At 69.7% G+C, this 12,439-nt stretch carries 11 protein-coding genes; 1 reads left to right on the top strand and 10 read right to left on the bottom strand.

Features of this window, described 5'->3' with window-relative positions; translation table 11 throughout:
* Positions 1–651: 651 nt before the first annotated feature.
* The 8 genes from ABD355_RS31140 to ABD355_RS31105 all read right to left on the bottom strand — a co-directional run bounded on the left by ABD355_RS31140 (position 652) and on the right by ABD355_RS31105 (position 10,049).
* A complete protein-coding gene (locus ABD355_RS31140) occupies positions 652–1,731 on the bottom strand; it encodes a S1 family peptidase (RefSeq protein ID WP_344404157.1) in 1,080 nt (359 codons plus the stop codon).
* A 231-nt stretch (positions 1,732–1,962) separates the two neighbouring features.
* Positions 1,963–2,853 (bottom strand): slipin family protein, encoded by an 891-nt coding sequence (locus tag ABD355_RS31135; protein ID WP_344404156.1) that lies wholly within the window; start codon positions 2,851–2,853, stop codon positions 1,963–1,965.
* 167 nt (positions 2,854–3,020) lie between these two features.
* On the bottom strand, positions 3,021–3,920 hold the full coding sequence (locus tag ABD355_RS31130) for a S1 family peptidase (protein ID WP_344404155.1): 900 nt from the start codon (positions 3,918–3,920) through the stop codon (positions 3,021–3,023).
* A gap of 281 nt (positions 3,921–4,201) precedes the next feature.
* On the bottom strand, positions 4,202–5,530 hold the full coding sequence (locus ABD355_RS31125) for an NtaA/DmoA family FMN-dependent monooxygenase (protein WP_344404342.1): 1,329 nt from the start codon (positions 5,528–5,530) through the stop codon (positions 4,202–4,204).
* A gap of 17 nt (positions 5,531–5,547) precedes the next feature.
* Positions 5,548–6,627: an LLM class flavin-dependent oxidoreductase gene (locus ABD355_RS31120; protein ID WP_344404153.1), complete on the bottom strand. Its 1,080-nt coding sequence runs from the start codon at positions 6,625–6,627 to the stop codon at positions 5,548–5,550.
* Positions 6,628–6,641: 14 nt separating this feature from the next.
* Positions 6,642–7,403, bottom strand: coding sequence for an amino acid ABC transporter ATP-binding protein (locus tag ABD355_RS31115; protein ID WP_344404152.1), 762 nt, complete (start codon positions 7,401–7,403; stop codon positions 6,642–6,644).
* 34 nt (positions 7,404–7,437) lie between these two features.
* Complete coding sequence (locus ABD355_RS31110) at positions 7,438–9,195, bottom strand: FAD/NAD(P)-binding protein (RefSeq protein ID WP_344404151.1); 1,758 nt, start codon at positions 9,193–9,195, stop codon at positions 7,438–7,440.
* Complete coding sequence (locus tag ABD355_RS31105; protein WP_344404150.1) at positions 9,192–10,049, bottom strand: amino acid ABC transporter permease; 858 nt, start codon at positions 10,047–10,049, stop codon at positions 9,192–9,194. The genes ABD355_RS31110 and ABD355_RS31105 overlap by 4 nt, the downstream gene beginning before the upstream one ends.
* Before the next feature lie 411 nt (positions 10,050–10,460).
* On the opposite strand from ABD355_RS31105, the gene ABD355_RS31100 reads away from it, so the two are divergent.
* The gene (locus tag ABD355_RS31100; RefSeq protein ID WP_344404149.1) at positions 10,461–11,411 is read left to right on the top strand and encodes an ABC transporter substrate-binding protein; all 951 of its coding nucleotides are present in this window, start codon (positions 10,461–10,463) and stop codon (positions 11,409–11,411) included.
* Between the two features lie 96 nt (positions 11,412–11,507).
* Here ABD355_RS31100 and ABD355_RS31095 read toward each other — a convergent pair whose 3' ends face one another.
* Together ABD355_RS31095 and ABD355_RS31090 are read right to left on the bottom strand one after the other, a co-directional pair.
* A complete protein-coding gene (locus tag ABD355_RS31095; RefSeq protein ID WP_344404148.1) occupies positions 11,508–12,104 on the bottom strand; it encodes a GTP-binding protein in 597 nt (198 codons plus the stop codon).
* Positions 12,088–12,426, bottom strand: a complete 339-nt coding sequence (locus ABD355_RS31090; protein WP_344404147.1) for a DUF742 domain-containing protein — start codon at positions 12,424–12,426, stop codon at positions 12,088–12,090. Before ABD355_RS31090 ends, ABD355_RS31095 begins: the two co-directional genes overlap by 17 nt.
* Positions 12,427–12,439: the final 13 nt, after the last annotated feature.

Here is a 12,439-nt window from a genome sequence, read left to right as displayed (position 1 = left end):
ACATCAGTTCCCGACTGCCACACCCCCACCATAGACCAAAAACCGAACGAGTGTGCGACAACCGTTCGGCCCTCCCCCACCTGCGGAAACGTCCGCCGCCCCGGCCGCGAGGGCATGGCACAGAGGAGCTTTCCCGCCGAGGCGAAGGACACGGTCACGCCGCACGCCGTGGGCGCCCTGCAGTCCGAAACTCCCAGGACTTCGACGGGCTGTCCTCCTTCTATGTGGTCTATGTGGTCGTGGGCTGGGGGCGCTGATCATCTTTGCGGTCGGGGCGGGGATCAGCGCCTTGCCGCTGCCGATGCCGCCGCCGGGCGCCGGGACCCGGGCGGAGCGGTCGATCGCGTACTTCAAGGGCGACGACACGACCGCCTCGCTGCTGGTGCTGTCGGCGTGGGCGGCGGCCGGGATCGCGGTCACGCTGCCGGCGGCGGTGCTGCGCGAGAAGCGCGGCGCAGTCGGGCCGCACCCCGAAGGGGCGCGGGGCTGCATCGACATGCGGCTCCGCCGCGGGAAGCGACCAGCCACAACGCGCCCGCAGACAATCAACTGCACACCCCGCGCGGGGAGCGACACGGCACGCGAAAGTCCCGCCCCTCTCGCGCAGGGGCGGGACTTCACACAACTTCGCGCAACCGGCGGAGCCGACGATCAGCCGATCGAGGCGCCCTCGGCCGACAGCGCCTCGGTGACCGGCTGGAAGAAGGTCTGGCCGCCGGAGGTGCAGTCGCCGCTGCCGCCGGAGGTGAGGCCGATCGCCGCGTCGCCGTCGAAGAGCGAGCCGCCGCTGTCGCCGGGCTCGGCGCAGACATCGGTCTGGATGAGACCGCTGACCGTGCCCTCCGAGTAGTTCACGGTGGCGTTCAGACCGGTGACCGTGCCGGTGTGCACCTGAGTGGTGGAACCGCTGCGGGTCACCTTCTCGCCGACCGTGGCCTCGGCGGCGTGGGTGATGGACTGCGAGGAGCCGTTGTAGAGGTCGACCGCGCTCGGGTGGTCCACGTCGGCGGTGTACTTGACCAGGCCGAAGTCATTGCCGGGGAACTGGGAGTCGGCGTTCTGGCCGATCTGGTTGCCGCTGGAGTCCGACCAGGTCTTGATGGCGCTGGTGCAGTGCCCGGCGGTGAGGAAGTACGGCTGACCGCCCTTGGTCACGTTGAAGCCGAGCGAGCAGCGTCCGCCCGAGCCGGAGATGGCGTCGCCGCCCGCGATGAAGGGCTTGAACTCCCCCTTCGAGCGCTTGAGTTCGGCCTTGGCGCCGAGCCCGCCGACGACCTTGGAGAGCTTGGCCCACTCGGCCTTGGAGACGGTCTTGTCGGCGGTGACGACGACCTTGTTGCTCACCGGGTCCGTCGACCACGAGGTGCCGGGGATGGTGGCGTCCTTGGTCAGCGTCGTACGGGCGGCGTCGAGTTCGGCGAGGGAGTTCTCGACGAGTCTCGCCTTGGCGCCGGCCGCCTCGACGGTCCTGGCGGCGGCCTGGTCGAGGACGTTCACGACGAGACTCCTGGCCTTCGCGTCGTAATACGTTCCCGCCGCGTCGGTGCCGAGGTTCTTTCCGAGGGTCGAGGCGAGCTTTCCGGCCGCCACGGCCGACAGGGTCTGGGGCGCGGAGGCCTTCGAGGGCTCGCTGGCGTTCGCAGTCTGGAAGGTGACTCCCGCGGCCACCAGTGCGGCTATGCCCGCACCTGCCACGGCGGCACGCCGCTTGGGTATGCGTCGGTGCTTCAACTCACGTCCTCCTGTGGGGGGTCGGTCCGGGAGGTTGTGGGGACCTCGCGAACCGGAAGGCGTTGAACAGCGCCTACTATCCCGAGGGCGGCAGGGAGCACACAAGGGCGTCTTCAGGACGCGCGTAGAACGCGGTGTGTGCGCCCCCGGCGTTTTTGACAGTCCACGGTCACGCCATGTCTTCGCTCTGCAAACACTACGAGCGAGTAGCCCGTGTGCGGTGCGTGAGGTCTAGTCCTGTCCGGAATTCGCCCCCTCGGGGCCGGGCTCCAAGGTCGGCACGGAAGGCGGCAGTTGCTCCTGCACCGGTTGCTGCTGCACCTGGACCGGCTGCTGCGGCACCTGCTGGGGCGCTCCTGCCGTCTGCTGCGCCTTCTCCAGGAACCTCAGCAGCTCCACCGGGAACGGCAGCACGAGCGTGGAGTTCTTCTCGGCGGCGACGGCCGTCACCGTCTGCAGCAGCCGCAGTTGCAGCGCGGCCGGGGTGTCCGCCATCTGCTGGGCGGCCTCGGCGAGCTTCTTCGACGCCTGGAGCTCGGCGTCGGCGTTGATGACCCGGGCCCGGCGCTCCCGGTCGGCCTCGGCCTGCCGGGCCATCGAACGCTTCATGGTCTCGGGCAGGGACACGTCCTTGATCTCGACACGGTCGATGGTGACGCCCCACTCCACGGCCGGGCTGTCGATCATCAACTCCAGCCCCTGGTTGAGTTTTTCCCGGTTGGAGAGCAAATCGTCCAGTTCGCTCTTGCCGATGATGGACCTGAGCGAGGTCTGCGCCATCTGCGCGACCGCGAACCGGTAGTCCTCGACCCGGACGACCGCCTCGGCCGGCCCGGTGACCTTGAAGTAGACGACGGCGTCCACCCGCACCGTGACGTTGTCCCGGGTGATGCCCTCCTGCGCGGGCACCGGCATCGTCACGACCTGCATATTGACCTTCTGGAGCCGGTCCACGAACGGCACGATCATCGTGAACCCAGGCCCGCGCACCTCGTCGCGGAGCCTGCCGAGCCGGAACACCACACCGCGTTCGTACTGCTTGACGACCCGCGCGGCCGCCATCACGTACACCACACCGGCGGACGCGAGGGTCGCTCCCGCCGCCACCAGCTCCTCGACCATGCCGGCCCCCCAGGGGACTGAGCCTGATTAGTCCTTCGAAGTCTGTGCTTCGAAGTCTGTGCTTCGAAATCCGCTCTTCGGAATGTGTACTTCGAAGGTAACTCCGTCACCCGAACAAGAGGGAGCCCCCGCACGCCAGTTGCGTACGGGGGCCGATCGCAGGAAAGTCAGCCGATGCTCACGCCGTAGTGGCTCAGCGCCGCGGTGACGGGCTGGAAGAAGGTCGTGCCGCCGGAGGTGCAGTCGCCGCTGCCGCCGGAGGTCAGACCGTACGCCACGGTACCGCCGTACAGCGGGCCGCCGCTGTCGCCGCCCTCGGCGCAGACCGTGGTCTGGATCAGGCCGTAGACGATGTCGCCGTTGCCGTAGTTGACGGTGGCGTTCAGGGCGGTGACCCGGCCGCTGTGCGTGCCGGTGGTGGAGCCGCGGCGGTAGACCGTCGTGCCGACGCTCGGGGTGGCCGCGCTGGAGATGGTCTGGCTGCCGACCGTGCTCGGGTGCGAGATCGACGAGTTGGTGTAGCGCACCAGCGCGTAGTCGCTGCCCGGGAACGTGTAACCGACGTTCGTGCCCAGCGTCGTGGTGTGGCTGGAGTTGGAGTACCAGGTGGAGGCGACCTGTCCGCAGTGGCCCGCGGTCAGGAAGTAGTAGGTGTTCCCGCTGTGCACGTTGAAGCCGAGGGAGCAGCGGTACTGGCCGCCGTAGATGGCGTCACCGCCGCTGATCAGCGGCTTGAACTGCCCGGAGGTGCGCTTGATGGTGAGGGCGCCGGCGTTGCTGCCGGCCTGCCGCTCGATCTTTGCGATCTCGGCCTTGGAGACCGTGCTGTCGACGGTGACGACGACACGGTGGTTCTTGCTGTCGACGGCCCAGGCGGTGCCCGGGACGTTCGCCTTGAGCACCGAGGCGTCGGCGCTCTTCAGCTGGGCCGTGCTGAAGGGGGTGGCGGTGGACGCGTTCGCGCTGGGGACCGCGATCGCTGCGGCGGCCACGAGACCGGTGGTGACGGCGATCAGCCGGGTCCGTCTCGCAATGCCGCTGCGGGGGGTGGTGCGCTTGATCCTCACGTTCGTTCCTCCCAAGGGGAAGTCGGGGGCCCGCGTGGGGTCGGGGCCCGTGAGGCGCAGCCAGGGCCGCGTTCGTCCGGATTCCGGACACGCCGTGCCCCTGACAAGCGCTTGCGGGGAGTATTCGGCCGAACGGCCGGTAGACGCAAGGGCGCCTTTCGGCCGTCAAGCCCTCAACGAACCGGTTCTCCGGCGGTGGGAGCGGGCAGAAGCCCAGCTCCCGGGGATGTCCGGAAGTCGCCCTTCCGGATGGCCTTCGACCCCGCGGCGCCCCAGGCCGGTCAGGCACCGAGGGATGGCACCGGGTCGGGCAACCCCAGATGTGACCGCAGTGTCGCGCCCTGGTACTCCGTACGGAACGCCCCGCGTTCCTGCAGCAGCGGCACCACGCGGTCCACGAACTCGTCGAGTCCGACCGCGGTGATCAGCGGCTGGAGGATGAAGCCGTCGGCGGCCTCCTTCTGCACATACGCGTCGAGTTCGGCGGCGACGGCCTCGGGCGTGCCGATGAAGGACTGCCGGCCGCCCGCCTCGATCACGGTCTGCCGGATGGACAGCCCCTTCTCCTTGGACAGCGCGCGCCACTTCTCTGCGACCGCGACGGTGTCGCCGCGCCGGGTCCGCCCCTGGGTGATCGTGGAGTCCGCCACCGGGTCGATCTCGGGGAGCGGGCCGTCGGGGTCGTACGCCGACAGGTCGACACCCCAGATCTGCTCCAGGGCGAGGATCGCGTTCTGCGGGGACACCTGCTGCCACCGGATCTCGGCGGCCCTCTCCTGAGCCTCGGCGGCGGTGTCGCCGAGGACGACGGTGACACCGGGCATGATCTTCAGGTCGCCCGGGGACCGGCCGTACTTCTTCAGGCGGCGCTTCACATCGGCGTAGAAGGAGCGCCCCGCCTCCAGCGTGCCGTGCCGAGTGCTGTGCCTTCCCGGGGGATAACCCCCGGACCCCCAGCCGGAAAAGACCGCGTCGGCCGTGGACGCGGCGAACTCCCGTCCCTCGGCCGAATCCCCGGCCTGGATGACGACGGGGTGCCCCTGCGGCGGGCGCGGGACGGTGAACTCGCCCGCGACGTCGAAGTGCCGCCCACGGTGCGCGAACGGCCGGGAGACGCCCTCGGGGGTCCAGGAGTCCCACAACTTCCTTGCCACGTCCACGAATTCGGTGGCCCGTGTGTACCGGTCCGCCGGGGCGAGGAAGCCGCCGCGACGGAAGTTCTCGCCGGTGAAGGCGTCGGAGGAGGTCACCACGTTCCAGGCCGCGCGGCCGCCGCTGAGGTGGTCCAGCGTGGCCAGCCGGCGGGCGAGTTCGTAGGGCTCGTTGAAGGTCGCGTTGACGGTGGCGGCGAGGCCGAGGTGTTCGGTGACGCCGGCCAGCGCGTTCAGCACGGTGAGCGACTCGGGCCGGCCCACCACGTCCAGGTCGTGGATACGGCCCTTGTGTTCACGCAGCCGCAGCCCCTCGGCCAGGAAGAAGAAGTCGAACAGGCCGCGCTCGGCGGTGCGGGCGAGGTGCTCGAAGGACGAGAAGTCGATCTGCGACTTCGACCGTGGATCGGCCCATACGGTGGTGTTGTTGACTCCGGGGAAGTGGGCCGCCAGGTGCATTCGTTTACGTCGTACGGTCATGACGCTCCCCCTGTCACGGCGTACCGGTTGGCGGGCCTGGCGAGACCCAGGTGCTCCCGGAGGGTGCTGCCCGGGTAGAAAGTGCGGAACAGGCCGCGGTGCTGGAGCAGCGCCACCGTGCCGTTGACGAGCCGCTCCAGGTCACGGCGTGGCTCGATGGGCGTGAGGTGGAAGCCGTCGACGATGCCGTCCGCGTGCCAGCCGGCGATCAGTTCGGCGAGGTCCACGGGGCCGCCCCGGTACAGCGGGCCCTGCACGGTCTGCCGGGGGCCGCCCCCGCCGTGGCCCGGCTCGGCCGCGTGCTCACCGTCGCCGAGGTCGACGAGGAGGCTCACGAGCACGCGCAGGGTGTCGGGGTTGCGGCCGAACTCGGCGGCCGACTGACGGAGTTGGTCCCGTACGGCGGCGGCCTGCGCGGGGCTCGCGGCGCGCACCAGGGCCACGTCGGCGTACTGGGCGGCGGTGCGCCGGGCGTGCCCCTCGGTGGCGTCGACCACGCGGACGGGGTGGCCCTGCGGGGGCCGCGGCACGATCGAGGGGCCCTTCACCGAGAAGCCGGTGCCGGTGAAGTCGACGTGGTGCAGCTTGTCCCGGTCGATGAAGCGGCCGGTCGCCAGGTCCCGTATCTCGGCGTCGTCCTCCCAGCTGTCCCAGAGCCTGGCGGCCACCTCGGCGACTTCACCGGCCTCGCGCCACAGCTCGTCGGCGGTCACGGCATGCCGGCGGCCGAAGAGGCGGGCCTCGCCCTCGGTGGTGGACACCTCGATCCGCCAGCCGGCCCGCCCGCGGCTGACCCAGTCGAGAGTGGCGACGGCGGCCTGGACATGGAAGGGCTCGGTGTGGGTGGTGGTGACGGTGGGGACCAGGCCGATGCGGGCGGTGGCGGGGGCGACCCGGGACAGGACGGCGAGCGCGTCGGGACCGGGGCGGGCGAAGGTGTCGTCCAGCGTGACGAAGTCCAGGCCGCCGCGCTCGGCGAGCCGCGCCAGTTCGATGTGGGAACCGGCGTCGAACACGGCCGGCTGGTCCAGGGCGGCGGCCAGGTGCAACAGCCCCCGGCCGTGCGATGAGGTCATGTGGGGGGAACCTTTCAGAGAACCTTGGAGAGAAACGCCCGGGTCCGCTCATGGCGGGGAGCGTCCAGCACGTCACCCGGCGGGCCCTGTTCGACGATCTTCCCGTCGGCCATGAACACCACGGTGTCGGCGACCTCGCGGGCGAAGCCGATCTCGTGCGTGACGACGATCATCGTGATGCCCTGATCGGCCAAGTCCCGTATGACATCGAGGACTTCGCCGACCAGCTCGGGGTCGAGCGCGGACGTCGGTTCGTCGAAGAGCAGCAGCTTGGGCTCCAGCGCCAGCGCCCGTGCGATGGCGACCCGCTGCTGCTGTCCGCCGGAGAGCTGCCGCGGGTAGGCGTCGGCCTTGTCCGCGAGACCCACCCGCTCCAGCAGCCGGCGCGCGCTCTCGAGGGCCTCCTTGCGCGGCCGTTTCAGCGCGGACACGGGCGCCTCGATGATGTTGTCCACCACGGTGAGGTGCGGGAACAGATGGAAGTTCTGGAAGACGAACCCGATCCGGGTGCGCTGCTTGAGCACCTCACGCTCGGGCAGTTCGTGCAGCTTGTCGCCGGAGCGCCGGTAGCCGACCAGCGTGCCGTCCACGCTGATCGCTCCGTGGTCCACCTTCTCCAGGTGGTTGATGGTGCGCAGCAGCGTCGACTTGCCGGAGCCGGACGGGCCGAGGACGACGGTGACCTCGCCGGTGCGCACCTCCAGATCGATGCCCTTGAGGACCTTGAGCGAGCCGAAGCTCTTGTGAACGGATCTGATGTCGACCATGACGCTCATCGGGGCACTTCCTTGGGAATGGGAGGGAGGCGGGTCATGCGGCCGCGCTGCCGTCCAGCTCGCGCAGGAACCGCAGCGCGGCCCGTGCGGTGGCGTCGTTCTGCCGGAAGGCGGGACCACCGGTGCGCGGCCGGGTGAAGGCGCCGGGCGTGCGTCCGTCGGTGTAGGGCCCGAGTGCGAACCTCCGGGGGTGCGGCCGCCCGGCCCCGTCGAGGAGCCGCCCGTCGGCGGGGTCCACCCGGAGCAGTCCGTCGGGGGTCTCGACGGCGCCGTCGGCGTGCAGTTCGCGCAGCAGGGTGTCGCGGGCGCGTCCGACGGTGGGCTCGGGCAGCCGCGCCTCGACCAGCGCCCGTGCCTCGACGAAGGCACCGGGAACGGTGGCGCTGGACGCCCGGAACACCCCGCCCTCGGCGCTGACGGTCATGTCGGCGCCGAGGAACTTCAGGACACCGGCACGGGACAGGGCCAGCAGCTGCCGCAGCCGCGGACCGGGCGGCCCGGAGGCCAGATAGCTGAAGAACCCGTGCCACCAGGGGCCGATACCACCGAGCCGGACCAGCTGACCGTAGACGGAGAGCAGCCCGAGGAACACGGCCAGATCCGGGCTGTAGTGCGGATCGTGACGTCTGCTCAGGTCATTTTCCACATAACCGCGCAGCCCCTCCTGGAACTCCTCGAAGGAGCCGTACCGCACCCCGTCCAGCGGGTGGTCGAGTGCGTCCAGGTCGAGCCGGTCGGCGGGGTCGGGGACGGCGGACGCCACGAGCGCCTCCCGCTCGGCCACGTCGGACGCGGCCGCGTACTTCTCCTCGAAGGCACTCCATTCGACGGCCGTCCGCTCCGGATGCACGGTGAACAGCCGGTGGTAGTGGGCGAACCCCAGCTCCTTCTCCACCAGCGGCCACACATCCCGCCGGAAGTCGAAGCCCTCGGGGCGCGCGAGCAGCGCCTCGACCTCGGGCGGCCCGAAGAACCGTGGCAGCGGCGGCCGTTCACCGCTCCAGTCGTAGCCGATCTTCGAGTGGTACGGCACTCCGCGCCGCGAACCGATGTACAGCACCGGCTCCCGCCCCGACGGCACATAGGTGTCGCCCTCGTACCGCCCGCCCCGCCCCTCGGTCAGCAGCACCATCAGGTCGACGAAGGCGAGCCCGAACCCGCGGACGAGAACGGGCTCACCGGCCTTCAGCGCGGACAGATCGCTGTCGGCGGTGAAGTCGGGTGGAAGGTGGACCAGCCCGTGCGCACGCGCATATTCCGCCAACTCGACCTGTTGCTCGTCGAGTTCGGCGTCGAGATGGCCGAGGGTCAGCACGACGAGGTCGGCCAGGAGCGGGCGCGGGCGGCCCTCCAGCCACACCTGCTGACGGCCCTCGCGCGGGCCGCTGACCCGCAGGGCCCGGCGGGGGTGGTGGTGGACGACGACGCCCGGGGGCAGGTCGGCCACGGCCTGTTCATGCACCCAGCGCAGATAGGCCCCCTGGAGCTGCCGGTCCGCGAAGGTACGGCCGTCGATGCCGGCCCACTCGTGCAGCGTGGGCCCCTCCCGCACCGGGCCCTCCATGGCCACCGTCTCGTCGGTGAACATGGTGACGTCCTCGGCGTGGGAGTTCATCCACAGCAGCGGCGACTGCGCGGCGCGCCAGATGCGTCCGGCGCCCGGCGGATGGGGGTCGACGAGATGGATGTCGAGGCCCGAACCGGCGTACAGCTCGGGCGCGTTGGCGGCGATCCGCTCGATGAGACCGGTCCCCCGCGGCCCGGCCCCGACGATCACCAGGGAGGGCCTCATCGCGCGCGCTCCGAACCGCGGGCGTAGTGCTTCTCCACGTAGTACTGCCCGACACCGAGCACCGAGGTGACGACGGTGTACCAGAGAGTGGCCACCATCAGCAGCGGAATGACCTGGTAGGTGCGGTGGTAGATCAGCTGCGCCGAGAAGAGCAGGTCGTTCACCGCGATGACACTGACGATGGAGGTGCCCTTGAGAGTGCCGATCAACATGTTCCCGGCGGGCGGCACGATGGAGCGCATCGCCTGCGGCAGCACGATCCGCCGCCGGCGCCGCCACCGGCTCAGCCCGAGCGCCTGCGCGGCCTCGATCTGCCCCCCGTCGACGGACAGGATGCCGCCGCGCACGACCTCGGCGGCGTAGGCGGCCTCGTGCAGCGTGAGTCCGACGACGGCGACCTCGACGGGCCCGAGCAGATTGACGGTCTTGACCCCGAACAACTCGGGATACAGGGCCCCGATGTTGAACCACAACAACAGCTGCACCAGGATCGGAATCGACCGGAAGAGCCAGACGTAACCCCAACTCACCGCTCGTAGCACGGGGTTGGCGGACAGCCGGAACGCGGCGAGCAGCGTGCCCAGCGCAAAGCCGAGCACCATCACGACCGCGGTCAGCCACAGGGTGAGCCACAGCCCGCGCAGCACCGAGTCCGAGGTGAAGTACTCGGCGACGACGTCCCACTGGAACGCCTTGTTGCGCAGTACGGAGTTGACGGCGAGAGCGAGCAGGGCGAGCACGAGGACGGCTGCGGTCCACTGCCCGAACCGCCGCTGCGGAACGATACGCAGGGCAGCGGCCTGCTCGGGTATGTCCGGTGCCGCAGGGACTTTGGCGAGAGTGTCGGAAGACATGCGAAGGCTCCGTGACGCGTTGGTCGAACACGGTGGATGCCTTCACACGGGCGCGCCGGGCCGGGCACGGCGACAGCGCGATACGGCCGAGCCCCTCAGCAGGGCCGTCCATCGACTCTACGGGGCCGTTTCCCCTCACTGTCAAGGCTGTCCGGCATGTGAGCGGCACGTCTCAAGTCAGTTGACGCAGAACCGGATGCCTGTTCCACTTGGCCCATGCATCCACAGCAGTGGCTGGTCACGCGCTCCCACATCGACTTCGGTCGAGTGTGGTCCTGTTCCTGTTGAGCCGACCCCACTGCGCGCCCTGACCGGGCGTTCTCAGCGTTCTCCCTCTTCGCCTTCACACGCGCACGCCCCCCTCCCCTCGCGCTCTTCTCACTCCTTTCTGCTTCCAGGAGACCGCACCCGATGCGCACGTTCACGCGTACCCGTAGAACCCTCTTTGCACCTTTCGCCCTGATGACGTCGGCCACTGTGCTGCTCACTGCCTGCGGCTCCGGTCCGGACGGCTCGGCCGGCACCGAGGGCACCTCGGCGAAGGCCGACAAGGTCCCCACGACGGACGTGGTCTCCGCCGTCCACAAGGACGAGGCGTCGGCAAAGCTCCTGCCGTGGGGAACGACAAGCCTCACCGTCGCGTTCAGCGTCGGCGGCACCCCGCCCGGCACCACCTACCTGGACGACGGCAAAACCCTGACCGGCCAGGACGTCGACTTCGCCGACGCGGTCGCCAAGGTGCTCGGCATCAGGCTCAAGTCCGAACAGGCCGGCTTCGAGGCGATCCTGCCTGCCCTCGACAGCGGCAAGTACGACTTCGGCGCGAGCAACTTCGGTGTCACGGACGAGCGCCGCAAGACCATCGACTTCGTCACCTACATCAACGACGGCCAGGGCTTCGCCACCCGCAAGGACAGCAAGCTCTCCAAGGTCACGGACCTGAAGCAGCTGTGCGGCCTGAACGTGGCGACCGGCGCCGGCACCACCTTCGAGGCGACGCTGGAGGAGAACAAGAAGCTCTGCACGGCCGCCGGCAAGAAGCCGTACAACGTGCAGACCTACAGCGAGACCGGCGCCATCTGGTCCTCCCTCCAGCAGGGCCGCAGCGACGTGGTGATGTCCACCATCAACGGCCTCCGCTACGCGGTGGCCCAGCAACAGGGCGTGAAGTTCCTCAACGAGTACCACCGCCTGGACGTCGGCTTCGCCTTCAAGAAGGGCACGAGCCTGGCGCCGGCTTTCCAGTCGGCAGTGAACAAGCTGATAGCAGACGGCACGTACGAGAAGATCCTGAAGAAGTGGGGCACGACGGGCTCGGCGATCACGAAGTCCGAAATTTCACCCCCGGAGCTGAAGAACTGACGCCGTCCCCCGCGCCCTGGTTTCAAGGGGCGCGGGGCTGCGTCGACTTGCGGCTCCGCCGCGTGGGCGCGACCAGCCACAGACAACCCGCACTCGCTAACGCACCATCGCCACCCGCCTCTTGGGCGCAGCCCGAACCCCGATCACCCGATCCATCAACGCCCCCAGAACATCCCGCACCGAGGAACGATCCCGCGCATCGCACTCCAGCACCGGCACATCGGCCCCCAGGCCGAGTGCTTCCCGCACCTCCTCCAGTTCGAAGCGCTCCGCCCCGTCGAACCGATTCACCGCGAGGACGAACGGCTCCCCCTGCGACTCGAAGTAGTCGACGGCCGGAAAACACTCCTCGATGCGCCGGGTGTCCGCGAGGACGACCGTCCCCAGCGCCCCCTCCACCAGGTCGTCCCACAGGAACGAGAACCGGTCCTGCCCGGGCGTCCCGAACAGATAGAGCGCGATCGTCGGATCAAGAGTGATCCGCCCGAAATCCAGCGCCACGGTCGTGGTCGTCTTCGACTCGACCCCGTCGAGCGAATCGACCCCCACGGAAACCTGCGTCATCGCGGCCTCCGTGTCCAGGGGTTCGATCTCCGAAATCGCCCCGATGAACGTGGTCTTGCCGACGCCGAGTCCGCCGCTCACCACGATCTTCACGGCGAGCGGCACGATCCTGTCAGAGCGCCCGGACATGGTCCCTGATCCTTTCGAGCATCTGGAGCGGCAGCTCCTCGGGTTCCCGGCAGTCGAGCCGGCCGGCGACGACGAGATCGGACACGAGCACCTTGGCGACGCCCAGCGGGATGCCGACCCGCGACGCCACCTCGGCGACCGTCGTCGGCTGCTCGCACACCGCGACGATGTGCCGCCGCTCGAACGTCAGCGACTCGTCGGGCTCGCCGACGGCGACGACCAGCGTCTCCAGCCGCAGGTCGGCCTGGAGCGGCTCGGCCCGGCCGCCGGTGATGATGAACGGCCGGACGAACGTCGCGTCCTCAACGGGCTCTACGTCCATGGGCTCTTCGCCG

The organism is Streptomyces longisporus (genome assembly GCF_039532765.1).
GTDB lineage: Bacteria > Actinomycetota > Actinomycetes > Streptomycetales > Streptomycetaceae > Streptomyces > Streptomyces longisporus.
This window is presented reverse-complemented; position numbering and strand designations above follow the sequence as displayed.